Below are 24,277 nucleotides of genomic sequence, written 5' to 3' on the forward strand. Positions count from 1 at the left end.
ATGAGCCAGCAGCCTGTCCGCATCCTCTTCGTCGACGACGAGGAACGCATCCTGCGCAGCCTCGCGATGCAGTTCCGCCGTCACTACGACGTGCTGGTGGAGACCGACCCGCACAAGGCCCTGCAGCGCCTGCGCGAGGAGCGCATCGACATCCTCGTCAGCGACCAGCGGATGCCGCAGATGACCGGCGCCGAGCTGCTGGCCCAGGCCCAGGAGATCGCCCCGGATACCCTGCGCATCCTGCTGACCGGCTACTCCGACCTCGATGCGGCGGTGGACGCGCTAAACAGCGGCGGCATCTTCCGCTACCTGACCAAGCCCTGGGACCCGCAGGAAATGGCCTTCACCCTGCGTCAGGCGGCCGAGATCGCCCTGCGCCAGGCGCCGGTCGAGCCCATCGACACCAAGGCCATCAGCCGTGTGGTAGCGCCGCTCAATGTGCTGCTGCTGGACGAGGACCCCGAGACCCTGGCCAGCGTCGGCGAGTTCTGCAGCGCCGGCACCCACCAGTTGCACCGCGCGCGCAACCTGGCCGAGGCCATCCTGCGGCTGAACAGCGAGCCGATCGACATCCTCGTCAGCGACCTCAAGCTTGCCGGCGAGGACACCGCGCCGCTGCTCAAGTCCCTGGCCCAGGCCCACCCACGCCTGCTGAGCATCGTCGTCACGCCGTTCCGCGACACCCAGGACCTGCTGGCGCTGATCAACCAGGCGCAGATTTTTCGCTACCTGCCCAAGCCGATCCGTCGCGGGCTGTTCGAGAAGGGCCTGAAGGCCGCCGCCGAGCAGGCGCTGCTGTGGCGCGCGCAGCCAGAGCAGAAGGTCGCCCGCATCGCCGAGGTGCCGCGCGAGGAGCGCGAGCGCGAGAAGGTCGGCAGCCTGCTGGGCATGCTCGGCCGCCTGCGCGAGCGGCTGAGTGCCTGATCGCCGTCGGCGACGCAGCATTCCTGCCGGGCGGGCTACGGAAGTCGGCGCGTTTCTGCGACAATGCGCGCCGATTTTTTCGATACCCGCGAGAGAGCCCATGTCCGCCTGCCAGACCCCGATCATCGTCGCCCTGGATTTCCCCACCCGCGAAGCCGCGCTGGCGCTGGCCGACCAGCTGGACCCGAAACTGTGCCGGGTGAAAGTGGGCAAGGAGCTGTTCACCAGCTGCGCCGCCGGTATCGTCGAGACCCTGAACAACCGCGGCTTCGAAGTCTTCCTGGACCTGAAATTCCACGATATCCCCAACACCACCGCGATGGCCGTGCGCGCCGCCGCCGAGATGGGCGTGTGGATGGTCAATGTGCACTGCTCCGGCGGCCTGCGCATGATGAGCGCCTGCCGTGAGACCCTGGACGCCTTCAATGGCCCGTCGCCACTGCTGATCGGCGTGACCGTGCTGACCAGCATGGAGCGCGAGGACCTGGCCGGCATCGGCCTGGACGTCGAGCCCCAGGAGCAGGTGCTGCGGCTTGCTAGTCTCGCCCAAAAGGCTGGCATGGACGGCCTGGTGTGCTCCGCCCAGGAAGCGCCCGCGCTGAAGGCCGCGCACCCGGCGCTGCAACTGGTCACCCCCGGCATCCGTCCGGCCGGCAGCGCCCAGGACGACCAGCGCCGCATCCTCACCCCGCGCCAGGCGCTGGACAACGGCTCCGACTACCTGGTGATCGGCCGCCCGATCAGCCAGGCCGCCGACCCAGCCAAGGCCCTGGCCGAGATCGCTGCCAGCCTCGCCTGACGCTTTTTTCGGACAACAAAAAGCCCGCATCGCTGCGGGCTTTTTGTTGTGTCTCTTCGTAGGAGCGAGCAAGCTCGCTCCTACGAAGAGACAAGTGTTAGCCGTGTGCTTCAGCGGTCGCTTGAGCCCGACCAACCCAACGCTCGCGCAGCACGTCGTACACCCAGTTGAACACCAGCGCGTAGGGCAGGAAGAACAGCACCAGGCCGATGTCGAGGATGAACGCCTCCAGCAGGCTCACCGACAGCCACCAGGCGGCCAGCGGCACCAGCAGGATGATCAGGCCCAGCTCGAACAGCGAGGCATGCAGCACGCGCACGGCCAGGGTGCGGCTGAAGCCCATGCGGCGCTGCGCGCGGTCGAAGGCGGCGTTGAACAGCATGTTCCATACGGTGGCGATGGCCGAGAACATCAGGGTCATGGCGCCCATGTGGCCCAGCGGTTTATCCATCAGCCAGGCCAGGGTCGGTGCGCAGATCACCACCGCCAGCAGTTCGAAAAGGCCGGCGTGGAACATCCGCTCTTTCAGGGTTTTAGTGGGAGTCATGGGGTATCTCCAGGCATAAAGCTCTCAATTCACGAGAAGGCCGACTCCGTCGGTCCGGCGCCATTATCATCGGTCGACCGGCTGGATCTAAGTTGGATACCATCGGCTTAACCGATGGAAGAGGCTGCCACCATGCAATACTCCCCCGAATCCCTGCAGGCCTTCGCCGAGGCCGCCTGCCTGGGCTCGTTCAGCGCCGCCGCGCGCAAGCTGGGCAAGAGCCAGTCCACCGTCAGCGAGGCCATCGCCCGCCTGGAGATCGACCTCGGCCTGACCCTGTTCGACCGCAGCAGTCGCCAGCCGCAGCTGACCGAGGCCGGCCACGCGCTGCTCGGGCGGGTGGAGGAAGTGCTGATGGCCAACGACCGCCTCGGCCAGCTCGCCCATCAGCTCGTCGGAGGACTGGAGTCGCGGGTGACCCTGGCGATGTCGGACACCTACCAGTCGGCCGAATTCGAGGCCCGGCTGGCGGAGATCGATGCGCGTTATCCGGACCTGGAGTTCGAATGGCTGATCGCCGAGGACAGCGACGTGCTCGACCTGGTCGTCCAGGGCCGCGCCAGCCTTGGTTTGCTGGCGGCACAGAAGGATTACCCACCGGACGTCAGCTCGGCGACGCTGAGCGAACAGGCCGAGTTCGGCCTCTTCGTCAGCCGCGATCATCCGCTGGCCGGCCGCGCCCAGGTAGAGCGCGAGGACCTGCTGGCGTACCGGGCGCTGCGCCTGAACACCTACCTGGATGACGCCGCCCCGATGCTCGGCGGCCGCTGCTGGAGCGCGCCCAACTACCTGCTATTGCTGGACATGGCGGTACTGGGCTTCGGCTGGATCGAATTGCCCAGCTGGATGGTAGGACGTTTCGCCAGTGGGCGTATGCAGGAACTGAAGGTCGCTGGCTGGCCACGCCGGGTGGCGGTGGACGTGATCTGGTCGCGGCAACGGCGGCTGGGCCCCGCCGCGAGTTGGTTGGCGGAGCGCCTGCTGGGGCGCTAGGCGCTCTGGATCACGGCTCTAGATCACAGATTGCGGACTAAATGTGTCGGAGCCTTTGATGCTCCGTCGTGGACCAGTAGGATCGGAGTTTTCCGCGTAAGGAAGGGACGGGATGCACGCCAAGCTGGAGAATTGTCTGAAGGCAGTCGATCAGGTGCTGCTGGGCAAGGAAGTGCAGGTAAGACTGGCGCTGACCTGCCTGCTGGCGCGTGGGCATCTGCTCATCGAAGACCTGCCCGGCATGGGCAAGACCACCCTTAGTCATGCGCTGGCGCGGGTGCTCGGGCTGAGCTTCCAGCGCATCCAGTTCACCTCCGACCTGTTACCCGGCGATGTGCTGGGCACCTCGGTGTTCGACAAGGACACCGGGCAGTTCGTCTTCCACGCCGGGCCGATCTTTTCCGAGCTGGTGCTGGCCGACGAGATCAACCGTGCCACGCCCAAGAGCCAGAGCGCGCTGCTCGAGGCGATGGAGGAGGGGCAGGTGACCATCGAGGGCGCGACCCGTCCGCTGCCCGAGCCCTTCTTCGTCATCGCCACGCAGAACCCGGTGACCCAGGGTGGCACCTTCGCGCTGCCCGAATCTCAGCTGGACCGCTTCCTCATGCGCCTGTCCCTGGGCTACCCTGGCCGCGCCGCCGAGAAGGCGCTGCTGCTGGGCGAGGCGCGCCGCGACCTGCTGCCGCGCATGGAGCCGATGCTCGATCCGCAGGAACTGCAGGCGCTGCAGGGCGAAGTGCTGGAAGTGCGTGCCAGCGATGCCCTGGTGGATTACGTGCTGCGCCTGGTGGAGGCCACTCGCACCCAGCCGGCCTTCGCCCTTGGCCTGTCGCCGCGCGGCAGCCTGGCGTTGCTGGCGGCGGCCCGTGCCTGGGCGCTGCTGGGCGGGCGCGACTATGTGATCCCTGAAGACGTGCAGGCCGTTCTGCCCTCGGTGGCAGGCCACCGCCTGCGTGACCAGGCGGACCCGGCGGGTCATGGTGGCGGCGCACTGGTGCAGTGGTTGCTGCGCGAAGTCCCGGCTCTCTGAGGGGCTTGCCATGCTCGTCAGGGTCAGGCCGCTGTGGCAGAGCTGGATAGCCCGGCGCATACCGCCTGCGCCGTCGCTGCAGCTCAACCAGCGACGCATCTTCATCATCCCTACGCGGCAGGGCATGGCGTTCGGCGTCGCCCTGCTGCTGATGCTGCTCACGGCAATCAATTACCAGAACAGCCTGGCGTACGGCCTGACCTTCCTGCTGTTGTCGCTGTTCATCGTCGCCATCCTGCACACCTACCGGAACCTCGGCGGCCTGCGTCTGACGGCGCTCGGCGCGCAGCCGGTGTTCGTTGGCGAACAGGCAGCTTTCCGCGTGCGCCTGGAGGGCGAGGGGCGGGCCCGACAGGCCATCGGCCTGGGCTGGGAAACCGAGCGCATGCAGTTCGCCGATGTCACGGCAGAGCAGGCCGAAGAAGTGCTGCTGACGATGACGGCGCAGCGACGCGGCTGGCTGCGTCCCGGTCGCCTGCGCGTGGAAAGCCGATTCCCGCTGGGGCTGCTGGTGGCCTGGAGCTGGGTGGACCTGGACCAGTCGGTACTGGTCTACCCGCATCCGCAGCCCGGCGATCTGCCGCTCGAAGGCGGGCCAGCAGAGAATGACGAAGAGGGTGTGCGTCCCAGCGGCCGCGGAGTCGACGATTACCAGGGGCTGCGGCCCTACCAGCCGGGCGACTCGCGCCGGCGTCTGCACTGGAAGGCCTATTCGCGCGGCCAGGGCCTGCTGGTGAAGGACTTCTCGGCGCTGGCGGGGCGCAACGTCTGGCTGGAGTTCAACAGCCTGGGCGGCGACACCGAGGGGCGCCTTTCACGCCTGTGTTTCTGGGTTCTGCAGCTGTCGCTGCGCCAGCAACCCTTCGGTCTGCGCTTGCCGGATGCGCAACTGGCGGTCGGCCTGGACGATACCCATCGCGATGCCTGCCTTCGCGCCCTGGCGCTGCACGGGACGAAGCGATGAGCAGCGCTGCCGCCGCTTCCACCCAACCGATTCCACGGGTCGCGCTCACCTGGCTGCTGGTAGCCCAGGCGGTGGTGATCATCCCGCACCTGGAGCACCTGCCACTGTGGATCGTCGCGATTTGGCTGGGCTGTGCGGCCTGGCGCATCCAGGTGTTCCGCATGCGCACCAACTACCCCAGCGGCGTCGCCAAGCTGGCGCTGGTGGCGGCGGCCGGGGTAGGAGTGTGGTTCTCCCGTGGCTCGGTGATCGGGCTGGATGCTGGCGTGGTGCTGCTGATCGCCGCCTTCGTGGTCAAGCTGGTGGAGCTCAAGACCCGCCGCGACGCCTGGGTGCTGATCCTGCTGGGATTCTTCGCCGTGACCACCAGCTACCTGTTCCAGGACGACATCATCGCTGCCGCATTCAGCCTGCTGCCGGTGCTGGCCCTGTTGGCGGCGGCCATCGGCCTGCAGCAGAGCAGCTTCGCCGCGCGCCCGATGCCGACCCTGCGCCTGGCCGGCGGCCTGCTGTTGCAGGCGCTGCCGCTGATGCTGCTGATGTTCCTGCTGTTCCCGCGGATGGGGCCGCTGTGGTCGCTGCCGATGCCGGGCGACCAGGCCATGACCGGGCTGAGCGACAGCATGGCGCCAGGAGACATGGTCGAGTTGAGCCAGTCACCCGCGTTGGCTTTCCGGGTGAGTTTTGACGGTCAGCCGCCGCCGCGTTCGCAGCTGTACTGGCGGGCGCTGACCCTGGAGCGCTTCGACGGTGTGCGCTGGAGTACCGCGTTCCAGCGTGGCGATCGTCCGCCGCAATGGCAGCAGCGGGGCCAGCCGTTGCAGTACCAGGTGATCATGGAGCCCAACGGCCGGCCCTGGCTGTTCGCCCTCGACGTGGCGCAGACCAGCCTGGGCGATGCGCGAATGATGAGCGACTTCCACCTGGAGCGACGCCTGCCGGTGCGCCAGGGGCTGATGTACCGTGCCACCTCCTGGCCGGACGCACAGTTGGAGCCGGATGACGCCGCCCGCGCGCAACGGATCAACCTTGCCATGCCACAGGGCGGCAACCCACGGGCCCGCGCCTGGGCGCAGCAACTGCGCGAACGCTACCCGCAGCCGGCAGCGCTGGTGCAGGCGATGCTCCAGCATCTGCGCGAGCAGCCGTTCCGCTACACACTCCGGCCGCCGGATGCCGGCCCGGAACGCATCGACGGCTTTCTCTTCGACACCCGCGCCGGCTTCTGCGAGCACTACGCCGGCGCCATGACCTTCGTCCTGCGCGCTGCCGGTATTCCGGCCCGCGTGGTCACCGGCTACCAGGGCGGCGAGGCGAGTACCTCGGGCAACTACCTGGTGATCCGCCAGTTCGACGCCCATGCCTGGGTCGAGTACTGGCAGGCGGGGCGGGGCTGGACGCGGGTCGACCCGACGGGCGCCGTGGCGCCCGAACGCATCGAGCAGGGGCTGGAGGCGGCGCTGAGCCAGGAAGGCAGCTTCCTGGAGTCCGATCCGTTTTCGCCCCTGCGCTACCGCCATTTCGCGCTGCTCAACCAGCTGCGCATGGCGTGGGACGACGCCAACTATGGCTGGCAACGCTGGGTGCTGGGCTACCAGGCCGAGCAGCAGGGCGACATGCTCAAACGCTGGTTCGGCGGACTCGACCAGCAATGGATTGGCGCCCTGCTGATCGGCGGCGGCGCGTTGTTGCTGGGATTGCTGGCACTGGTGTTGTTCAAGCCCTGGCGGCATACCTCCGATGTCCAGCTACGTAGCTTTCATCGCTTCGAGCAGATGCTCGCGCCGCTGGGCATACGCCGCGAACCGGGCGAGGGCGCGCGGGATTTCTGTCGCCGCGCCATCAAGGTCTTGCCGGCCCACGCACAGGCAATCCGCAGCTACCTGGATGCCTTCGAGAAGCAGCGTTACGGCGGCGCGGCTGCGTCGCCAGCCGAGCTGCGCGGGCACCTGGCATGCCTGCGCCGCGAGCTGCCCTGGCGCCTGCGGCTGTCCCGCGGAAAAGGAACGTGACACTGCGCCCCTTGCCGCTGCGTCGGCCGGGGCTAACCTGATATTTCATCCTCTGAGTGGAGCCCGCCGTGACCTCCTTCTGCGATTACCTGGTAAGTCACCTGATCGAGCAGGAGGTTGCGCTGTTCTCCGCGTCTTCCCGCCTGAAGGCCGGGTCCGACCCGGAAGCGTTGCACGACCTGCGCATTGCCGTCCGCCGGTTGCGCAGCCTGCTGCACCCGGTGCGTGGCATGCCCGGTATCGACGAACTGGAACAGGCGCTGGGCGATATGGGCCGGCTCAGTGGGCCGCTGCGCGATCTGGAGGTGTTGCTGCCGGTGCTGGAGGCCGAAGGCTACGAACGTGCCGCCGCGCTGCGCCGGCCTGCGTTGATCTCTGGCTACGCCACGCTGCTCGCCAGCCCGCAGTGGGAGCGCCTGATGATGCGCCTGGACGGCTGGCCGCAGCTGTGGCGCACCTCCCAGCGTCACGGCGTGCTCAAGGGCCTGCACCGCAAGGTGGAAAAACGCCTAGCCAAGGAATGGCAGAAGCTGCGTGATGCGCTGAAAGACCCGGCCCATGACCGCCATCGCCTGCGCCTGCTGATCAAGCGTGTGCGCTATTCACTGGAGGCCTATCCAGAGGAATCCGCCGTGCCGCAGCGCCTTCTGGCGCCGCTGAAGGAAGCGCAATCGGCATTGGGCGACTGGCATGACTACGAGCAGTGGCTGATCCGCAGCGAGCGCGAGCTGGACCTGATGCCGCTGCAACCGCACTGGAACGCCCGCCACGACCTCGCCGAGCGTCTTGCCGATGAGAGCCTGGGGACCTTGGAGAAGGCCCTGCATAGAGGCCATTGATAACAGGGCATTTCCTGCAAGAGACAAGGCTTTGGATGGTTTGCCGTGGTTGCCGATGCCCCTAAGATCGCATCCAGCTTTTATTCTCCAGACGTCTCAGGGAAGTCCGACATGTCCTTCAGCGAAATGCTCCGGGCGGTGCGTACTGCGCCGTTGTCCATCGTCATTCCCGCAGCCTGGGCCCAGGGCCGCGCCAGTTTCGGCGGGTTGGTGGCGGCGCTGGCCTACGAGTCCATGGCATCGGTGGCCGAGGCCGGGCGGCCGGTGCGTTCGCTGGCGATCACCTTCGTCGGCCCCATCGAGGTGGAAGTGCCGGTGAGCTTCGAGGCCGAAGTGCTGCGCGAGGGCAAGTCGGTCAGCCAGGTATTCTGCCGCGCCGTGCAGAACGGCCAGGTGGTGCTGCTGGCTCAGGGCAGCTTCGGTGTGGCGCGCGAATCCAGCGTGCAGATGGAGGGCCTGCCGCCGCCGGCGTTCAAGGCCATCGAGGACTGCCAGGAGCTGCCCTACATCCGCAAGATCATGCCGGCCTTCACCCAGAACATCGCCATGCGCTGGGCCGTCGGGCACATGCCGTTCTCGGCCAGTCGCGAGCGCGAGATGGGCGGCTGGATGCGTTTCCGTGGTGATGACGTGGGTGACGAACCGATGGAGATCAGCCACCTGCTGGCGCTGATCGACGCCTGGCCGCCGGCCAACCTGCCGCACTTGAAATCGCCGGCGCCCTCCAGTTCGCTGACCTGGACCGTGGAGTTCGTCCAGCCGCTGCCGTCGATGCCGGCCAATGGTTGGTGCCAGTACCTGGCGACCATCGAGCATGCCCGCGATGGCTACGGCCATATTGCGGCGCAGACCTGGTCGGCGGATGGCCAGCTCCTGGCGATCGGCCGGCAAACGGTGACCATCTTCGGCTAGTCGCTCTTCAGCTAAAGAGCCTTCAGCTAGAGGCCGGGCGCAGTCTCGGTACGATTGCGCCCGCCGGCCTTGGCCCGGTAGAGCGCGCGGTCGGCGCGGGCCAGCAGGTCTTCCAGGCGCAGTTCACCTTCGCGGCGTGCGGCCACGCCAATGCTCAGGGTCAGGCGCACGCGGCTGCCGTCCTCGCTGGTGAAGGACAGCGCCTGCACGCTGTTGCGTACTCGCTCGGCGACTTGCAGCGCCTGCTGCAGGTCGGTTTCCGGGAGGATCGCGGCGAACTCCTCGCCACCCAGGCGGCCGAGCAGGTCGACTTCGCGCAACCCTTGCGTCAGCTCCTTGGCTACGGCCTGCAGCACCGCATCACCGAAGGCGTGGCCGTGGCTGTCGTTGATCGGCTTGAAGAAGTCGATGTCCAGCATCAGCGCCGCGCACTGGCGGTCATAGCGCTGCGCGCTCTTGAGCAGGGCGACGCCGCGTTTGACGAAGGCATGGCGGTTCTGCAGGCCGGTCAGCGGGTCGGTGGTGGCGAGCAGGCGCAGCTCCTGTTCCATGGCCTTGCGCTGGTTGATGTCGAAGCTCCACACCAGCGAGGCGGGACGGCCCTCTACTTCCATCTTGCGCGCCCAGACGATCGCCCAGTAAGCGGGGTTGCCCGCCAGCCGGGTTTCCCAGCTGTCCAACTGGCCATTGTCGGCCAGCGACTGGCGGAAGCGCGCTTCCTCGTCCGGGTCATCGAACAGGCGGTGCAGGGTGAAGGGTTCGTCCGGGTGGATCCCGGTGCGCTGCAGCAGGCGGGGGCTGACATAGTGCGCGCGGGAGTCTTCGTCACTGAGCAGCGCCACATCGCTGGGGCTGGTGTCGAGGATGTAGCGCAGCAGTGCCTTGCGCTCGCTCAGCTCCTGGGTGCGCTGTTCGACGCGTTGCTCAAGCGACTGGTTGAGGTCGTGCAGGCGCTGGGTGAGCTGCAGCTTGCGCCGCGAGTTGGCGATCACCCGCAGGGCCAGCAGCACGCTGCACAGGCCGAGGCCGAAGAGCACCCAGGCCAGCAGGTTGAAGGCGCGCTGCAGGTCGAGTCGTTCGGCGTCCATGTAGTTGGTCAGCGCGATGTTGGTGACCACCATCAGTTCATGAGTGGGTTCGAGCAGGGGCGGCAGTTCGCGCAGCATCTCGCCGGCCAGCACCTTCGCCGCAGCCGGCTGGCCCCAGGGGGCGCGCTGGAGCCAGGCCTCGCTCAGCTGCTGGATCGTCTCCAGCGTTGCCTGTACTTCCGGACGCGGCACGACGAGGTAGTTGTAGACGGGGGTGGTGCGCAGCGGCGGCAGGAGGCTGGCGAGCACTTCGACGCGGATTGCCAGGGCATCGCTGTCACTCTTTCCGGCGAGCACCTGGCGGGCGCTGTTCAACGAGCGTTCCAGTTCGGCGCGCAACTGGTAAGCCTGCCACAGCTCGCTGTGGGCGTCGGGATGGGCCAACTGGCGGACGTGCTGGTGCACCATCAGCAACGCCGCGCCGGCGCCGGCGGTCAGCGCGCCGATCAGGCCGCTGAGTATGATGACGGTCAGGCGGCGATAGCGCCGCCTGGATGGCTGCGGGGGCACGGCGATCACTCCAGGGTAATGCGGCTAACCTGCCAGACGGTGCGGTTGAAGTAGACCTGGGTCCGCAACTCCGGGTGATCGACCATCGGATAGATGACGAACAGCGGGCCGCGCTCGGCGATGCCGATGGCTTGGCCGTCGCGACGGTAGGCGAGGATGGGGTCAAAGTCGTCGAGGTCGCTCAGAGGAATCAGTGCGGAATAGTCGTTCAATGCCTCGACTCGCAGGCGCTGGACATCGGCACGTCCGAAGCTGGCGAGCAGGGTGCTCAGGCGCACGCCCTGCCAGCCGTAGACCTGGGTTTCTTCAGGAAGCGTGGAGCGCCGCTCGGTCTGCGGCAGCGCTTCGAGGTCGCGCAGGCTGTAATGGCGCTGGAGCTGCGGCTGGTCCTTCACTGCGATAGTCAGCACGGTGCGCCCTGCCGCCGGTTCAGGGGCCGAGTGCGCATGCATGACAATAAACAGGCAGACTAGAATGCCAATAAAATGACGAAAAGCCGACATCTCAACAGCTCGTGACGAAATCTCGACGATTATATCGGCGAACCTGGCAGGTACTTGAATGGCCGAAATGCCGCGCCCTGCTGTTATGGCCGGCTCAGTGGTCGCGATTGCGCCAGGCGCGCCACCATTTGCCGCTCAGGACGAAGCGCGGGAAGGTGACGAACTGCTCGACCAATAGCCGACCGATGGCGTCCGTGCGGTCGCTGAAGGGCTCGGGCGCCTGCTCCTCGAGCTTGTGCCCGCGGCCCTGGATGGCCAGCGAGGCGACCATGCCGATCACGCCCAGCAGTATCGCCGTCAGGCTCAGGCCGAACAGCCCGCTGAGCAGCGTCAGGGCGCCGAGGATGAACAGCGGCACGGCGATGATGTGCAGCGCGAGGTTGGTCGGGTTGCGGTGGTTGGCGGCGTAGCCCTGCCACTGCCAGGCGAGGAGGTTGGGGTGACGTTTGCCCATGGTGCTGCTCCCGAGACTGAGAAGCCCGCCTGTGCGCAGGCGGGCGGAATGCCAGCAGTCTAGGTGCTGCCCCGGAGCCTGCGCCAATGGGCGCAGGCTATGCGGGCGATAGGGATTACAGGCGCAACTGGCGGATGGCGCGACTGAGTTCGCCGGCGAGGTCCGCCAGTTGGTGGCTGGTACCGGCCGAATCGACGGTTTGCTGCACGGTATGCTCAGTGACGTCGCGGATGCCCACGACCGAGCGGGTCATTTCCTCGGCCACCTGGCTCTGTTGCTCGGCGGCCACGGCGATCTGCGTGTTGCTCTCGCGCATCAGCGCCACGGCCGAGGCGATAGCCGCCAGCGCTTCGCCGGCCTCACGGGCCTCCTCGACGCAACCGTCGGCCTTGATCGAACTTTCCTGCATGAACTCCACGGCGTCGCGGGTGCCGGACTGCAGCGCGTTGATCATCTGGGTGATCTCGTCGGTGGAGTCCTGCACGCGTTTGGCGAGGTTGCGCACTTCATCGGCGACCACGGCGAAGCCACGGCCCATCTCGCCGGCGCGGGCGGCCTCGATGGCGGCGTTGAGGGCGAGCAGGTTGGTCTGTTCGGCGATGCCGTGGATGACGCTGACCACGCTGCTGATCTTGTGGCTGTCCTGGGCCAGTTGCTGAATCATCTCGGCGGTCTGCTGCACGCCCTGGGACAAGCCGGCAATGGACTGGCCAACGCGGCCGACGACTTGCTGGCCGTTGCCGGCGAGGCGGTCCGCTTCCTGCGACTGGTCGCGAGTATCGGCGGCGTGCTGGGCAATGTGGTGGACCGTGGTGGACATCTCGTTGATGGCGGTCGCGGCCTGGTCGGTCTCGCTCTGCTGGCCAAGCATGCCCTGGCGCACCTGGCCCATGCTGCTGGCGAGGCTGCGCGCACCTTCGTCGAGGCGCCCGGCGGCCTGGGCGACGGTGCCGACCACGCGCTGGTAGCCGGCCTGCATGGCGTTGAAGGCGGTTGCCATCTGGCCGACTTCGTCGCGGCTTTCCAGCGGCACGCGGGCGGACAGGTCGCCGCTCTTCTCGACATGGAGCATCACATCGCGCAGGGTCAGCAGGTGGGTGAGGATGAAGCGGATCAGCAACTGGGAGGCGGCCAGCAGGGCCAGCATCAACACCAGCACGGCGCCGGCGAAGGGCAGGGCGCGATCCTCGAAGACGCTCCAGAAGTCGGCGCCGGGTGCGAGCACCGCGACGCGCTGGCCGTTGCCGATGTCCTGCACGTAGGCGCCTGCCAGGGTGCCATTGCGGGTCTGCGCCCCCTGCAGGTCAACCCACCCATTGGCACGGGCGAGGGCGGAGCTGTCGATGCCAGTGATCTGCGGCGCGCTGCCGCTGGCAAAGGCGACGAGGTTCGGCGAGGTCGGCAGTGCCGAGCCTGCCGGCCAGTTCTTCAGCAACTGGGCCTGGGCTTCGGCACCCTGGCGTGCCTGCTGGTTGCGTCCATCGAGCTCCTGGTGCATGGCGAACATGACCAGAAGCAAAGTGGTGACGAAGGCGACCGCGTTGACGGCCCAGAACTTGTACTTGAGGGAAATATCGCGGATCCAGGCGGCCATAAATCTCTTCTTGTCGGTCGAATAGTGGCGAGGCGCCATTATTGTCGTGAAAAGGATGAAAGTGGCTATTGATGGGAATCAAGCCACCTTTCGCTCCCGACTTATCGGCCGACGAAGGGCAATCTTGAGAGCCGGTTCAAATCTCCGGCAGGTCAAAGAAGCGCCGTGCGCACTCGGTCGTATGGGCCGCAACCCGCTCTGCGCTCTCGCCCCGGTGCTCGGCCACGCAGGTCAGCACTTCGGGCAGGTAGGCCGGCTGGTTGCGGCCATTTTTTGGCTTCGGCCGCAGGGTGCGCGGCAATAGATAAGGCGCGTCGCTTTCCAGCATCAGCCTGCCTTCGGGAATTTCCCGCACCAATTCCTGTAGGTGGGTTCCCCGGCGTTCGTCGCAGATCCAGCCGGTGATGCCGATGTGCAGGTCGAGGTCGAGGTACGAGTAAAGTGTGCGGCGCTCGCCGGTGAAGCAATGCACCACGGCAGCCGGCAGCTTGTCGCGGAAGTCCTTGAGGATCGCCAGCAGGCGTTCGCCGGCGTCGCGCTCGTGGATGAACACCGGCAACTGCAGCTCCACGGCGAGGCCCAACTGTTCTTCGAAAGCTTTCTCCTGCTGCGGGCGCGGCGAAAAGTCGCGATTGAAGTCCAGCCCGCATTCGCCGACCGCCTTGACCCGGTACTCGGCGAGCAGGCCGCGAAGATCCTTGGCGCTGCCGCTGTCCCAGTGGCTGGCTTCGTGTGGGTGGACACCGGCAGTGCAGTAAAGACGCTGTTCTTTGTCCAGTTGCCGGCACAGCTCCAGGGCCTGTTCGCTGTCGTCCAGGCTGGTTCCGGTCAGCACCATCTGCACGACGCCCGCTTCCACCGCACGGGCGAGGACCGCTTCACGTTCCGGGGTGAAGCTAGGGTGGGTGAGGTTGACGCCGATGTCGATCAGTTGCATTTTTGTTCCCTTTGTTCGGAAGCGGAGCATAGCAAAAGCCGCTTTTTTGACGAAAATTCTTCAAAAACAACAGGTTGAGGAGTATTCCGAAGATCTATCGGAAGTTTCGGGTTGGTGTTTATCCCCTCCTGTGAGAGTCTTGCGCGCCCTTGGCGACCGGGAACTACCGGTCGAAACCGCACTCAAATCGGCCCACCGCCGAGTGCGAGCCCCCGGAGAGCTGGATGACCCGACTGTTGCTGCTACTGCTGTGCCTCGTGGCCCTGACGCCACTGCCGGCGGCCGCGCGCCTGACGGCCCAGCCGGAAAACTGGGAGCAGGAAAGCAGCGACGCCCGCGACCTGGCCACCATCCGCTCCGGCGGCACCCTGCGGGTTCTGGTCAACCAGAGTCGCAACAGCTCCGGCGAAATCAAGGGCGAACCCATCGGCATCGAGTACCGCCGCCTGCGCGCCTTCGAGCAGTACCTGAACGACAGCGCCCCGGGGCGCAAGCCGCTCACCATCAAATTCATTCCCAAGGCCAAGGATCAATTGCTCGGCGCGCTGCAGCGCGGCGAAGGCGATCTGGTCGCGCCTGGGGAAGTCCTGCTGGCCCGTGACGGCCAGAACGTCAGTCCCAGCCTCCCGTGGAAGGCCGACGTACCGCTGGTGCTGGTAACCAAGCAGGGCAACCGCAAGTTCGTGCGCCTGGAGCAGCTCGCCGGCCGCACCATCACCCTCCCGGCGGGCAGCGCCGCTGGCGAGGCCGTGCGCAAGGTCAACGAGCGCCTGGCACAGAAGCGGATGGCGCCGCTGGTGCTGGAGTGGACCGATTCGTCCCTGGCCGTGGAAGATGTGCTGGAGATGGTCCAGGCCGGTATCTTCAACTACACCGTGGTCGAGCAACCCATCGCCGAGCGCTGGAGCAAGGTCTTCACCAAGCTGCGCGTCGACCGTCATCTGGTGCTGGACAACAGCGAGCCGATGGCCTGGTACGTGCGCCGCGACGCGCCGATGCTGCGTGCCAGCGTCAACCGCTTCCTCAAGGACTACCGCGCGCCGGCGGACCAGGACGTGGCCTTCCAGCGCCTCTATCGTCGTGCCTACCAAGTGCGTAATCCACTGCAGGTGCCTGACCGCAAGCGCCTCGAAGCGGTGCGCCCGACCCTGCAGCGCTATGGCGAGCAGAGCAAGGTCGACTGGCTGGCGCTGGCTGCCGTGGGCTTCAAGGAATCCAATCTCAATGCCAGCGCGCGCGGCGCTGGCGGCGCCACCGGGCTGATGCAGATCACCCCGGCAGCGGCCCGCGCCGTGGGCGTGGATACCGTGCACCAGAAGGACAGCAATGTGCAGGCCGCCAGCCGTTACATGGCAATGCTGCGCAAGCGCTTCTTCTCCAGCCCGCGCATCAATGAACGGGACCGCATGGCCTTCGTTCTTGCTGCCTACAACGCCGGTCCGGAGCGGGTGCAAAGCCTGCGAGCGGAGGCCAAGCGCCAGGGCCTGAACCCCAATCAGTGGTTCTTCCAAGTCGAGCGGGTGGCCGCCGAGCAACTGGGCATGGGCGTTGTGAATTACGTCAGTAGCGTCAACAAGTACTATCTTGCATATCAGCGGGAACGTGATGGCCTCGAGCCACGTGAAAGCGTGGCGGCAATCAAGAAGTAATCGGTTTATTCGATAGTTGTTAGCGCGATTTTGCGCTTTTGATATCGGAAAAACTGGATATATTGGTCGCCAAGCAACCACGGTTGTCACCAACTTCCTACGCAACCCTTCGCTCCCACTCGAGCTTCCATAAGGACGCACCATGAACTCGCTGATCAAATCCATCCTGACCACCAACGCCGGCGCCGGCATCGCTGTACTGCGTATCACCACCGGCCTGACCTTCATGGCGCACGGCTCGCAGAAACTCTTCGGTGCCTTTGGTGGCCCGGGTCTGCAAGGCATGGCGGGCTGGCTGGAATCCCTCGGCGTGACCCCTGGCTACCTGATGGCCGCGCTGGCCGGCAGCGCCGAGTTCTTTGGCGGCCTGGCCCTCGTCCTTGGCCTGCTGGTGCGCCTGGCGAGCATCCCGCTGATCGTTGCCATGCTGGTTGCCGTGTTCAGCGTGCACCTGGCCAACGGCTTCTTCATCACCGCCAACGGCTTCGAATACGCCTTCACCCTGATCATGATCAGCGTCGCGCTGCTGATCAGCGGCGCCGGCCCGTTCTCCCTGGACCGCAAGCTGTCCAGCTGATCGCCAAGGCCTGGCAGAAAGCCGGTAACGAAAAAGGGCGGACACCCAAGGTGTCCGCCCTTTTTGTTTGTCCCTGAATCAGTTGAGCGCGATTCAGTGGAAGAGAAATTGCACGCCGCCATTGATCAGACCACCGCCCACCAGCAGGAAGACGAACAGCCCGGCGCCCAGCAGCAGCGGCTTGGGGCCTTCCTTGCGCAGGTCGCCGAGGCGGGTGGCCAGACCCAGGGCGGCCATTGCCATGCCGAGCATCACGTCGTCCAGCTGCTGCAACGGCGCCAGCCAGCTTTCCGGCACCCAGCCCAGCGAGCGCAGGCCGGTCACCAGCAGGAAGAACACGGCGAAGCCCGGAATGTGCAGCTTGCGGCGCGTGCCTGGCTCGGCGGCTTCGGCGCAGCCCACACGTCCGAGGATCAACAGGGCTGGAGCCAGCAGCAGGACGCGCAGCATCTTGCTGATCAGCGCGGCGTCGGCGGCGGTCGGGTCCATTGCCCGGCCGGCGGCAACTACTTGGGCGACTTCGTGGATGGTCGAGCCGGTGAACACGCCGAAGGCCTGCTCACTGCCGAACAGGTTGGGCAGCGCAGCGTAGATCAGTGGGTGCAGCAGCATCGCCAGGGTGCCGAACAGGACAACGGTGGCCACCGCGACGGCGGTGTGCTCGGCGCGCGCTTTAAGCACCGGGCTGCTCGCCATCACCGCCGCCGCGCCGCAGATGGCGCTGCCGGCGCCGATCAGCAGGGCGCTTTCACGCGGCAGCTTGAGCCAGCGTTCGCCAATCCACCAAGCGACGGTCAGGGTGCTGGCGACCATCAGCACGTCGATGATCAGCGCGGCCGGGCCGAGGGCAGCGATGTCCTGGAAGGTCAGGCGCAGGCCGTAGAGCACCACACCCAGGCGCAGCAGTTGCTGGCGCGACAGGTCGATGCCGGGGCGGATGCTGCCGAAGCGGGCGAGGCCGAGGTTGCCGGCCAGCAGGCCGATGAGGATCGCCAGGGTCAGGCTGCCGAGCCCCAGGTGCTGCAGCACGGGGATCTCCATGAGCTGGCGGGAGCCGAAGGCGATGGCCAGGCAGAGCAGGGCGCCGGGGACGAAGTAGGGCAGGCGGCGAAGGGCGTTCATTACAGGCTCCTTGTGTAAGGTGAAGCCATGGTGCCGCCGCGTTGCTTAGTGTAAAAACGGATTGTTCTTATTAGGTTGACCGGTTTTATCGATATGGCCCCGCGCATCACCCTTCGCCAGTTGGCGACCTTCACTGCCATCGCCGAACTGGGCAACGTGACCCAGGCAGCCGCGCGCATCGCGCTGTCGCAGTCCGCCGCTAGCCAGGCGTTGCAGGAGCTGGAGCGCACCCTGGGCACACGTCTGTTCGACCGCAGCGGCAAGCGACTGGCGTTGAACGACAATGGCCGCGCCTTCTACCCCAAGGCCAGCGCATTGCTGGCGCAGAGCGCGGAGCTGGAGAGCCTGTTCCAATCTGCGCCAGTGCAGTTGAGCCTCGGCGCCAGTCGCAGCATCGGCGGCTACCTGCTGCCGCAGGTGATGGCCGGTTTTCTCGGCGAGCTGCCCGAAAGCCGCCTGGAACTGCAGGTTGCCAATAGCGGCGGGGTGATCGAGGCGCTGGCCGAGTTCAGGTTGGACGTGGCCTTCATCGAGGCGCCGATCCAGCATCCGCAGATCCAGCTCACGCCCTGGATGGCGGATGAACTGCTGCTGGTGGTGTCGCCGGACCATCCACTGACACTGGCCGAACGTGTCAGCCTGAAGGATCTGGCGGCGGCGCGCTGGGTGCTGCGCGAGGCGGGCTCGGGCACGCGGGTGACTTTCGAGGAGCAGGTGCTGCCGCGCCTGGGCAGTGTCAACGCGCCATTGGAGGTGAGCAACGCCGAGGCGATCAAGCATCTGGTGGGTAGCGGTTTCGGCATCGGCTGCCTGTCGCAGCGCGTGGTGCAGGCGGAGCTGGCGCGCGGCGAGCTGGTGCGCCTGGACAATCCGCTGGGGCCGCTGCGGCGCACCTTCTTCCGGGCGCTGCATATCGACAAGTACCCCACGGCGGGCCTGCGTCGTTTTCTCGATTACGCCCAGGACTGGGCGGCGCGATCAGATGCTGTCTAGCGGCCACTCGCCGATGGCGCGGTAGCGAACGCCGGCGGGGCTGTTCTCCGAGCTGAACAGCGTCACGGCCTGGGCTGGCAGCAGAAAGGAGGCTTGTACGATCGGCGTGTGGTGGGCATGGCGAGCGAGCGTGATATGCGGATGGAACGGGCGATGCTCGACCTCGAATCCACCTGCATGCAGCTCCTCGCGCAGGACGTGCACAAGTTCGTGCAAGGCAGCCGGTGCGTTGCTCGGCGCCAGGTGCAGAATGCCGTTGTTCCACCGCGCGATGTGGTCCAGTTCCAGGTTGAAGCCCTGGCGCGGCAGGCGTTCGCCGATGGCGCGCAATTCCGTCTTGCGACCGCGCGGCACGGAGCCGAGAAAGGCCAGGGTCAGGTGCAGGTTGGCCTGGGCTACGGGCTGGCCGTCGTGCTGCAGGCTGTCACGCCAGGCGCAGATGCGCGCCGCCAGTTCCGCCGGGCAGGGCAGGGCGAAGAACAGCCGCATGGGGGGTGTGGTCATCGACTGAAGTCTCCTTGACAGCTTTGCCGGGGCTTCTCTAGGATGCCGCACAGCGCCGATTTAAGTAGCAACTTGCGGGGCGCGGATGCAGCGATGGCTGACATCGAAATACCGCTAAAGCGCTGGTTCGGTGTGCCTCTCGCCGCGTCCAGCAGGACCCCTGAGGCGGAGACGTGACACCATGACCTGTCCCAACCCGCATGTGCGCCTGGCCCCGATCACCACTGGCCTGCTGCGCCGCAATCCGAAGATTCTCCTGGGCGGCAATCACCAGCCCACACTCGTCCGTTACCTCGATGGCTGGCCCAAGCGCTGGAACGGCTCGCGCACCTTCCTGATCCAGTTCGCCGAAACCTTTGCCGATCTCGCGCGCTTCCCGTCCGACAGTTTCGACTTCGCGGTGGTGCAGTCGCCGGTGGCCGAGCAATTGGAATCGGCGGTTCACGAACTCACCCGCGTGGCTCGTCAGGGGCTGATTACCCGGCGCCCGCAGCCGCTTTGACGTTGTAGGAGCGAGCAAGCTCGCTCCTACAGGGGAAAATCTGGCGTTCAGGGATACTCGATTTCCACCACGAACCACATCTTCTCACCCGATGGGCTGCGCACCATCACCTCGGCGTCGAGCTCCTTGCCCACGAGGGCTCGGGCCAGGGGCGAGTCGATGCTGATGTGGTTGTTGCGCAGGTCCAGCTCGTCCGGGCCGACGATGCGGTAGCGGGCCTGTTCGCCATCCTCGTCTTCCAGGGTGACCCAGGCGCCGAAGTAGACCTTGTTCGGATCCGCTGGGCGCTCGCTGACCACTTTGCAGTTCTCCAGGCGCTTGCGCAGGAAGCGCACGCGGCTGTCTATCTCGCGCAGCATCTTCTTGCCGTAGGTGTATTCGGCGTTCTCCGAGCGGTCGCCTTGCGCGGCGGCCTCGCTGACTGACTGGGTCACCTGTGGCCGACGCACGTTCCACAGTTCATGCAGTTCGGCGCGCAGGCGCGCTTCGCCTTCGGGAGTGATCAGCGGGGTACCGGCAGGGCGGGGCGGACGATAGCGGCTCATGACATCCAGTGCGGCGAGAGTGATCGGGGGAGTCTACCCGATCAGCTCTCGCGCAGCAGGCGTAATGGGCTCACGTTGAGCGCGCGACGGGTACCGAGCAGACCGGCGCCTCCCACCAGCAGCGCACCCAGCACCGGCAACCCCAGCAGCCAGGGATGCGGACTCCACGGCAGGTCGAACACCAGCCGGTAGAGCAGGTAGCTGATCAGCTCGCAGCCCAGCGCCGCCAGCAGGCCGCTGACCGCGCCGAGGAGGGCGAATTCGCTGCGCCGCGTGCGCATCAGCAGGCCGCGTTCGGCACCCAGGGCGCGCAGCAGCGCGCCCTGGCGCAGGCGTTCGTCGAGGGTCGCCTGCAGGCCGGCGAACAACACCACGAAGCCGGCGGCGAGGACGAACACAAGCACGTACTCCACAGCCAGCGTCACCTGGTCGAGGATGCTGCGAAGCTGCGCCAGCAGTGCGTCCACCGGCAGCAGGGTGACGGTGGGGTAGGCGCGGGCCAGTTCGATCAGCTGGCGCTCCTGGCTCTCCGGCAGGTAGAAGCTGGTCAGGTAGGTTACCGGCAGGTCGGTCAGAGTTCCGGGCTCGAAGACCATGAAGAAGTTGGGCTGGAAGTTGTCCCATTTCACTGAGCGCAGGCTGCGGATCTGCGCTTCGCGAGTCTGCCCCGCGACGGTGAAGCTCAGGTGGTCGCCGACCTTCAGGCCGAGGTTGCCGGCGAGCTTCTCTTCCACCGAGACGCCCGGCATTTCGCTGTTCTCGCCAGTCTTCCACCATTCCCCGGCAACAATCTGGTTGCCCGCCGGCAGGCGTTCTGACCAGGTGAGGCCGAGGTCGCGGTGCAGGGCGCGTTCGCTGCGCACGTCTTCCTTCAATGTCTGGACGGGCTTGCCGTTCACCGCCACCAGCCGGCCCGGCACCATTGGATAGAGGTCTTCGGCGTTGGGCGACAGGACCTTCACCCGTTGCTCGAAACTGTCTTTCTCAGCCGGCAGGATGTTCAGTGCGAAGTGGTTCGGCGCATTGGGCGGCAACTGGGAATGCCAGGTGTCCAGCAATTCGCCGCGCAGCAGGGCGATCAGCGCCATGGCCAGCAGGATCAGGCCGAAGGCGAGGCTCTGTCCGGCGGCGGCCAGCGGGTAGCGCAGCAGCTGGCCCAGGCCCAGGCGCCACGGCAGGCTCGCGCCCTGGAGGGCGCGGCGCAGGCCACGCAAGGCTAGCAGCAGGATGAAACCGAGGATCACTGCGGCGATGGCTCCGCCGCCGAGGAGGGCGAGGGTGAGTTTCAGGTCCAGGCTCAGGCGCCACATGATCAGGCCGAGGGCGAGCAGCGCGCAGCCATAGGCGGCCCAGGTGCGCATCGGTACGGGCAGCAGGTCACTGCGCAGCACTCGCAGTGGCGGTACGCGGCCGAGGGCGGCGAGCGGCGGCAGGGCGAAGCCGGCGAGCGCGACCAGGCCGGTCGCCATGCCCGCCAGTGCGGGAACAATGCCGGCCTCGGGGATTTCCGGCGGCAGCAGGTTGCCTAACAAGTGCATCAGGCCGAGTTGCGCGAGCCAGCCGAGGAAGGCGCCGCAAACACTGGCGGCCAGTCCCAGCGTGAGCAGTTGGCTGCCATACAGCAGAAGGGCTTCGCGGCGCGACAGGCCCAGGCAGCGCAGCAGTGCGCTGGCGTCGAAGCGGCGGGTGGCGAAGCGGTTGGCCGACAGCGCCACGGCCACGCCAGCAAGCAGTACAGCGGCGAGGCTGGCGAGGTTCAGGTAGCGTTCGGCGCGACCCAGGGCATCGCCGATCTGGCGATTGCCGTGGTGGGCGTCCTGCAACTCCTGGTTGGCGGCCAGGTTGCTCTGGGTCGACTGCCGGTAGATTTGCAGCGCTTCGTGCGCGCCGCCCCAGAGATCGCGGTAGCGTACCCGGCTACCGGGCTGCACCACTCCGGTGGAATCCAGGTCGTGCAGGCTCATCATCACCCGCGGGGTGAGGCTGTAGAAGTCGCCGGCGCGGTCCGGCTCGTAGGTCAGCACGCGGGCGATGCGCAGGGACTTGCGGCCGATGTCGACGCTGTCGCCGATCTTCAGATCGAGGCTGGCCAGCAGGCGCGACTCGACCCAGATGTCACCCGGCGCCGGGCGGCCGCCTTCGACCTCCGGCTGCAACGGCGCGGGTGAACTCTTCAGTTCGCCACGCAAGGGATAGCTGTCGCCGACGGCCTTCACGCTGCTCAGCTGGATACCGTTGTCGGTGGCCACCACGCTGGAGAATTCCACGCTCTGCGCGTGCTGCAGGCCGAGCTTGAGGCCGCGGTCGATCTGTTCCCGCTGCGCCGGCTGGGTGCCGGTGAGTACCAGGTCCGCGCCGAGGAATTCGGCGGCGCGCACCAGCATGGCGCCGTTCAGGCGCGCGCTGAAATAGCCGATGGCGGAGCTGGCCGCCACCGCGACCAGCAGGGCGAAGAACAGCACGCGCAGCTCGCCGCTGCGCCCCTCGCGCCATAGCTGGCGCAGGGACAGGCGGAACAGGTTGGGCAGCGACAGTGGCTTCATCGGCTCTCGTCCGTCAGGGTTCGACGTGGTCGATCAGGTGGCCGCTTTCCAGGCGGATATGGCGCTGGCAGCGGTGGGCGAGGCGTTCGTCGTGGGTCACCAGGACAAGGGTGGTGCCGCGCTCGCGGTTCAGTTCGAAGAGCAGGTCGCTGATGCGCTCGCCGGTGTGGGTGTCGAGGTTGCCGGTCGGTTCGTCGGCGAACAGTACGTCCGGTTCGGCGGCGAAGGCACGGGCGATGGCGACCCGCTGTTGTTCGCCACCGGAGAGCTGGCGCGGGTAGTGGGTCAGGCGCTGGCCGAGGCCGACGCGTTCCAGCAATTCGCGGGCGCGCTGCTCGGCGTCTTTCCGGCCGTCCAGCTCCAGCGGCAGCATGACGTTCTCCAGCGCATTGAGGCTGTCGAGCAACTGGAAGGATTGGAAGACGAAGCCTACGTGGGCGGCGCGTACGCGCGCGCGCTGGTCTTCATCGAGGCTGCCGAGGGTGTGGCCGAGCAGGACGATCTCGCCGCCGCTGGGTAGATCCAGCCCGGCGAGCAGGCCGAGCAGGGTGGATTTGCCCGAGCCGGAGCTGCCGACGATGGCGAGACTGTCACCGCGGACGAGGTCGAGGGAGAGGTCGTGAAGGATGGTCAGCTTGCCTTCCGCGCTGGAAACAACCTTGCTAAGGTTCCGCGCGGTGAGAATGCTTTCGCTCATGGAGAATCCGATGCGTGCATGGCTAAAGGGCGGCTGCCTGGCGTTGCTTCTGATCACGCAGCAGGCCGCGGCGCAGACGCTGTTGGTCGTCGGCGATAGTATCAGCGCCGGTTTGGGACTGGATACCAGCCTGGGATGGGTCAACCTGCTGGACAAGCGCCTGAAGGAGCAGGGTTTCGACTACCAGGTGGTGAATGCGTCGATCTCCGGCGACACCACCGCAGGAGGCCTGGCGCGGCTGCCGGCGCTGCTTTCGGAGCAGAAGCCGAAGCTGGTGGTGATCGAGTTGGGCGGTAACGATGGCCTGCGCGGAATGGCGCCGGCGCAATTGCAACAGAATCTTAGCGGCATGGTGGAGCAGTCGCAGAAGTCGGGCGCCAAGGTAATCCTGCTCGGCATGCGCCTGCCGCCCAACTACGGGCAGCGTTACACCGACGCGTTCGCCAAGGTCTTCGACAGCGTGGCGAGTGAGCAGAAGATTGCGCTGGTGCCGTTCTTCCTTGAAGGGGTAGGGGGTGTGCAGGACATGATGCAGGCCGACGGCATCCATCCGGCGGTGGCGGCGCAGCCTAAGCTGCTCGACAACGTGTGGCCGACGCTCAAGCCTTTGCTGTAATAGCTTGGAGCGCGAGAAACCACAGAATCGAGGCTTCCCCGCGCCCGGCCTTTCGGCTATGTTTGCGCACCCTTCTGGAACCCCCTATGTCGCGCCCCGCCTGGACCCTCTTCGCCTACCAGCTGATCGAGCCCGATGAGCAGCTGGACCTGTTCGCCTGCCGCGAGGTCCGGGTTCATCTGGTCGCACGCCAGCTGGAGCTGGGAACCCCTGCAGACCGCACGCTGTGCGGCAGCCTGCTGCCGGCGCAGCCGATGTGGCGCGGAGCCGAGAAGCCTCTGCTGCGCGATCGGCGCATCTGCGCGGCCTGCCTGAAACAACTCGAAGAGGAAAAGCGCGGCGCCCGCAGTTCCTGGCTCGTCTGATATCTCCCGTTGACGGGGCTTGCGGTGGTAAACTGGTCACCCTTTGCTCATTGCCCAC

At 66.6% G+C, this 24,277-nt stretch carries 25 protein-coding genes; 14 read left to right on the forward strand and 11 right to left on the reverse strand.

The window, feature by feature from the left end; translation table 11 throughout:
- Both ACIPK7_RS16825 and pyrF read left to right on the forward strand, forming a co-directional pair.
- A complete protein-coding gene (locus tag ACIPK7_RS16825) occupies window positions 1-924 on the forward strand; it encodes a response regulator (RefSeq protein ID WP_401089038.1) in 924 nt (307 codons plus the stop codon).
- 100 nt (window positions 925-1,024) lie between these two features.
- On the forward strand, window positions 1,025-1,723 hold the full coding sequence (gene pyrF, locus ACIPK7_RS16830; protein WP_192432830.1) for an orotidine-5'-phosphate decarboxylase: 699 nt from the start codon (window positions 1,025-1,027) through the stop codon (window positions 1,721-1,723).
- 97 nt (window positions 1,724-1,820) lie between these two features.
- On the opposite strand, the gene ACIPK7_RS16835 is transcribed toward pyrF, so the two are convergent.
- Window positions 1,821-2,270, reverse strand: coding sequence for a multidrug/biocide efflux PACE transporter (locus ACIPK7_RS16835; RefSeq protein WP_401089040.1), 450 nt, complete (start codon window positions 2,268-2,270; stop codon window positions 1,821-1,823).
- Window positions 2,271-2,402: 132 nt separating this feature from the next.
- Between ACIPK7_RS16835 and ACIPK7_RS16840 the strand changes: the two genes are divergently transcribed.
- The 6 genes from ACIPK7_RS16840 (at window position 2,403) to ACIPK7_RS16865 (ending at window position 9,020) form a co-directional block, all read left to right on the forward strand.
- Complete coding sequence (locus ACIPK7_RS16840) at window positions 2,403-3,263, forward strand: LysR family transcriptional regulator (RefSeq protein ID WP_192432832.1); 861 nt, start codon at window positions 2,403-2,405, stop codon at window positions 3,261-3,263.
- 112 nt (window positions 3,264-3,375) lie between these two features.
- Window positions 3,376-4,293, forward strand: coding sequence for an AAA family ATPase (locus ACIPK7_RS16845; protein ID WP_401089042.1), 918 nt, complete (start codon window positions 3,376-3,378; stop codon window positions 4,291-4,293).
- Between the two features lie 10 nt (window positions 4,294-4,303).
- Window positions 4,304-5,257: a DUF58 domain-containing protein gene (locus tag ACIPK7_RS16850; RefSeq protein ID WP_401089044.1), complete on the forward strand. Its 954-nt coding sequence runs from the start codon at window positions 4,304-4,306 to the stop codon at window positions 5,255-5,257.
- Window positions 5,254-7,269, forward strand: a complete 2,016-nt coding sequence (locus tag ACIPK7_RS16855; protein WP_401089046.1) for a DUF3488 and DUF4129 domain-containing transglutaminase family protein — start codon at window positions 5,254-5,256, stop codon at window positions 7,267-7,269. Before ACIPK7_RS16850 ends, ACIPK7_RS16855 begins: the two co-directional genes overlap by 4 nt.
- 68 nt (window positions 7,270-7,337) lie before the next feature.
- Entirely contained in the window at window positions 7,338-8,108 is a 771-nt protein-coding gene (locus ACIPK7_RS16860) for a CHAD domain-containing protein (RefSeq protein ID WP_401089048.1), read from the forward strand.
- A gap of 111 nt (window positions 8,109-8,219) precedes the next feature.
- Window positions 8,220-9,020 (forward strand): acyl-CoA thioesterase II, encoded by an 801-nt coding sequence (locus ACIPK7_RS16865; RefSeq protein WP_192432837.1) that lies wholly within the window; start codon window positions 8,220-8,222, stop codon window positions 9,018-9,020.
- Between the two features lie 26 nt (window positions 9,021-9,046).
- Here the strand turns inward: ACIPK7_RS16865 and ACIPK7_RS16870 are convergent, their stop codons facing one another.
- The 5 genes from ACIPK7_RS16870 to ACIPK7_RS16890 all read right to left on the reverse strand — a co-directional run bounded on the left by ACIPK7_RS16870 (window position 9,047) and on the right by ACIPK7_RS16890 (window position 14,106).
- Complete coding sequence (locus ACIPK7_RS16870) at window positions 9,047-10,624, reverse strand: diguanylate cyclase (RefSeq protein ID WP_401089382.1); 1,578 nt, start codon at window positions 10,622-10,624, stop codon at window positions 9,047-9,049.
- The gene (locus ACIPK7_RS16875) at window positions 10,624-11,028 is read right to left on the reverse strand and encodes a molybdopterin-dependent oxidoreductase (RefSeq protein ID WP_318652882.1); all 405 of its coding nucleotides are present in this window, start codon (window positions 11,026-11,028) and stop codon (window positions 10,624-10,626) included. Before ACIPK7_RS16875 ends, ACIPK7_RS16870 begins: the two co-directional genes overlap by 1 nt.
- Before the next feature lie 187 nt (window positions 11,029-11,215).
- The gene (locus ACIPK7_RS16880; RefSeq protein ID WP_192432840.1) at window positions 11,216-11,575 is read right to left on the reverse strand and encodes an Mpo1-like protein; all 360 of its coding nucleotides are present in this window, start codon (window positions 11,573-11,575) and stop codon (window positions 11,216-11,218) included.
- Window positions 11,576-11,690: 115 nt separating this feature from the next.
- Complete coding sequence (locus ACIPK7_RS16885; RefSeq protein WP_401089050.1) at window positions 11,691-13,169, reverse strand: methyl-accepting chemotaxis protein; 1,479 nt, start codon at window positions 13,167-13,169, stop codon at window positions 11,691-11,693.
- A 136-nt stretch (window positions 13,170-13,305) separates the two neighbouring features.
- The gene (locus tag ACIPK7_RS16890) at window positions 13,306-14,106 is read right to left on the reverse strand and encodes a TatD family hydrolase (RefSeq protein WP_192432842.1); all 801 of its coding nucleotides are present in this window, start codon (window positions 14,104-14,106) and stop codon (window positions 13,306-13,308) included.
- Window positions 14,107-14,330: 224 nt separating this feature from the next.
- On the opposite strand from ACIPK7_RS16890, the gene ACIPK7_RS16895 reads away from it, so the two are divergent.
- Window positions 14,331-15,755 carry a transglycosylase SLT domain-containing protein gene (locus tag ACIPK7_RS16895; protein ID WP_192432843.1) on the forward strand — a complete coding sequence of 475 codons (1,425 nt, stop codon included), beginning with the start codon at window positions 14,331-14,333 and terminating at the stop codon, window positions 15,753-15,755.
- A gap of 142 nt (window positions 15,756-15,897) precedes the next feature.
- Window positions 15,898-16,332, forward strand: a complete 435-nt coding sequence (locus ACIPK7_RS16900; protein ID WP_017517576.1) for a DoxX family protein — start codon at window positions 15,898-15,900, stop codon at window positions 16,330-16,332.
- Window positions 16,333-16,425: 93 nt separating this feature from the next.
- Here the strand turns inward: ACIPK7_RS16900 and ACIPK7_RS16905 are convergent, their stop codons facing one another.
- Window positions 16,426-17,454, reverse strand: a complete 1,029-nt coding sequence (locus tag ACIPK7_RS16905; protein ID WP_192432844.1) for a YeiH family protein — start codon at window positions 17,452-17,454, stop codon at window positions 16,426-16,428.
- A 93-nt stretch (window positions 17,455-17,547) separates the two neighbouring features.
- Between ACIPK7_RS16905 and ACIPK7_RS16910 the strand changes: the two genes are divergently transcribed.
- Window positions 17,548-18,447 (forward strand): LysR family transcriptional regulator, encoded by a 900-nt coding sequence (locus ACIPK7_RS16910; RefSeq protein ID WP_192432845.1) that lies wholly within the window; start codon window positions 17,548-17,550, stop codon window positions 18,445-18,447.
- Here ACIPK7_RS16910 and thpR read toward each other — a convergent pair.
- A complete protein-coding gene (gene thpR / locus ACIPK7_RS16915; protein WP_401089053.1) occupies window positions 18,433-18,951 on the reverse strand; it encodes an RNA 2',3'-cyclic phosphodiesterase in 519 nt (172 codons plus the stop codon). The genes ACIPK7_RS16910 and thpR overlap by 15 nt on opposite strands.
- 181 nt (window positions 18,952-19,132) lie before the next feature.
- On the opposite strand from thpR, the gene ACIPK7_RS16920 reads away from it, so the two are divergent.
- Window positions 19,133-19,453 carry a hypothetical protein gene (locus ACIPK7_RS16920; RefSeq protein ID WP_192432847.1) on the forward strand — a complete coding sequence of 107 codons (321 nt, stop codon included), beginning with the start codon at window positions 19,133-19,135 and terminating at the stop codon, window positions 19,451-19,453.
- Window positions 19,454-19,500: 47 nt separating this feature from the next.
- On the opposite strand, the gene greB is transcribed toward ACIPK7_RS16920, so the two are convergent.
- Genes greB through ACIPK7_RS16935 form a run of 3 tightly spaced genes read right to left on the reverse strand, consistent with a single transcriptional unit; the run spans window position 19,501 to window position 23,238 of the window.
- Window positions 19,501-19,998, reverse strand: a complete 498-nt coding sequence (greB, locus tag ACIPK7_RS16925) for a transcription elongation factor GreB (RefSeq protein WP_017517009.1) — start codon at window positions 19,996-19,998, stop codon at window positions 19,501-19,503.
- Window positions 19,999-20,039: 41 nt separating this feature from the next.
- Window positions 20,040-22,541, reverse strand: a complete 2,502-nt coding sequence (locus tag ACIPK7_RS16930; protein ID WP_401089055.1) for an ABC transporter permease — start codon at window positions 22,539-22,541, stop codon at window positions 20,040-20,042.
- A gap of 13 nt (window positions 22,542-22,554) precedes the next feature.
- Window positions 22,555-23,238, reverse strand: a complete 684-nt coding sequence (locus tag ACIPK7_RS16935; protein ID WP_192432849.1) for an ABC transporter ATP-binding protein — start codon at window positions 23,236-23,238, stop codon at window positions 22,555-22,557.
- A gap of 10 nt (window positions 23,239-23,248) precedes the next feature.
- Here ACIPK7_RS16935 and ACIPK7_RS16940 point away from each other — a divergent pair, with 10 nt between their 5' ends.
- The gene (locus tag ACIPK7_RS16940; RefSeq protein ID WP_192432850.1) at window positions 23,249-23,854 is read left to right on the forward strand and encodes an arylesterase; all 606 of its coding nucleotides are present in this window, start codon (window positions 23,249-23,251) and stop codon (window positions 23,852-23,854) included.
- Between the two features lie 86 nt (window positions 23,855-23,940).
- A complete protein-coding gene (locus ACIPK7_RS16945) occupies window positions 23,941-24,219 on the forward strand; it encodes a hypothetical protein (protein ID WP_017517005.1) in 279 nt (92 codons plus the stop codon).
- Window positions 24,220-24,277: the final 58 nt, after the last annotated feature.

Origin of the sequence: Pseudomonas sp. NPDC086581, assembly GCF_044746165.1 — a bacterium.
In the GTDB taxonomy this organism is placed as follows: Bacteria; Pseudomonadota; Gammaproteobacteria; order Pseudomonadales; family Pseudomonadaceae; genus Pseudomonas.

Coding starts and splice junctions, on each gene's coding strand:
- ACIPK7_RS16825 (WP_401089038.1), top strand. CDS start 1: ATGAGCCAGCAGCCTGTCCGCATCCTCTTCGTCGACGACGAGGAACGC.
- pyrF (WP_192432830.1), top strand. CDS start 1,025: ATGTCCGCCTGCCAGACCCCGATCATCGTCGCCCTGGATTTCCCCACC.
- ACIPK7_RS16835 (WP_401089040.1), bottom strand. CDS start 2,270: ATGACTCCCACTAAAACCCTGAAAGAGCGGATGTTCCACGCCGGCCTT.
- ACIPK7_RS16840 (WP_192432832.1), top strand. CDS start 2,403: ATGCAATACTCCCCCGAATCCCTGCAGGCCTTCGCCGAGGCCGCCTGC.
- ACIPK7_RS16845 (WP_401089042.1), top strand. CDS start 3,376: ATGCACGCCAAGCTGGAGAATTGTCTGAAGGCAGTCGATCAGGTGCTG.
- ACIPK7_RS16850 (WP_401089044.1), top strand. CDS start 4,304: ATGCTCGTCAGGGTCAGGCCGCTGTGGCAGAGCTGGATAGCCCGGCGC.
- ACIPK7_RS16855 (WP_401089046.1), top strand. CDS start 5,254: ATGAGCAGCGCTGCCGCCGCTTCCACCCAACCGATTCCACGGGTCGCG.
- ACIPK7_RS16865 (WP_192432837.1), top strand. CDS start 8,220: ATGTCCTTCAGCGAAATGCTCCGGGCGGTGCGTACTGCGCCGTTGTCC.
- ACIPK7_RS16880 (WP_192432840.1), bottom strand. CDS start 11,575: ATGGGCAAACGTCACCCCAACCTCCTCGCCTGGCAGTGGCAGGGCTAC.
- ACIPK7_RS16885 (WP_401089050.1), bottom strand. CDS start 13,169: ATGGCCGCCTGGATCCGCGATATTTCCCTCAAGTACAAGTTCTGGGCC.
- ACIPK7_RS16890 (WP_192432842.1), bottom strand. CDS start 14,106: ATGCAACTGATCGACATCGGCGTCAACCTCACCCACCCTAGCTTCACC.
- ACIPK7_RS16895 (WP_192432843.1), top strand. CDS start 14,331: ATGACCCGACTGTTGCTGCTACTGCTGTGCCTCGTGGCCCTGACGCCA.
- ACIPK7_RS16900 (WP_017517576.1), top strand. CDS start 15,898: ATGAACTCGCTGATCAAATCCATCCTGACCACCAACGCCGGCGCCGGC.
- ACIPK7_RS16905 (WP_192432844.1), bottom strand. CDS start 17,454: ATGAACGCCCTTCGCCGCCTGCCCTACTTCGTCCCCGGCGCCCTGCTC.
- ACIPK7_RS16910 (WP_192432845.1), top strand. CDS start 17,548: ATGGCCCCGCGCATCACCCTTCGCCAGTTGGCGACCTTCACTGCCATC.
- thpR (WP_401089053.1), bottom strand. CDS start 18,951: ATGACCACACCCCCCATGCGGCTGTTCTTCGCCCTGCCCTGCCCGGCG.
- ACIPK7_RS16920 (WP_192432847.1), top strand. CDS start 19,133: ATGACCTGTCCCAACCCGCATGTGCGCCTGGCCCCGATCACCACTGGC.
- greB (WP_017517009.1), bottom strand. CDS start 19,998: ATGAGCCGCTATCGTCCGCCCCGCCCTGCCGGTACCCCGCTGATCACT.
- ACIPK7_RS16930 (WP_401089055.1), bottom strand. CDS start 22,541: ATGAAGCCACTGTCGCTGCCCAACCTGTTCCGCCTGTCCCTGCGCCAG.
- ACIPK7_RS16935 (WP_192432849.1), bottom strand. CDS start 23,238: ATGAGCGAAAGCATTCTCACCGCGCGGAACCTTAGCAAGGTTGTTTCC.
- ACIPK7_RS16940 (WP_192432850.1), top strand. CDS start 23,249: ATGCGTGCATGGCTAAAGGGCGGCTGCCTGGCGTTGCTTCTGATCACG.
- ACIPK7_RS16945 (WP_017517005.1), top strand. CDS start 23,941: ATGTCGCGCCCCGCCTGGACCCTCTTCGCCTACCAGCTGATCGAGCCC.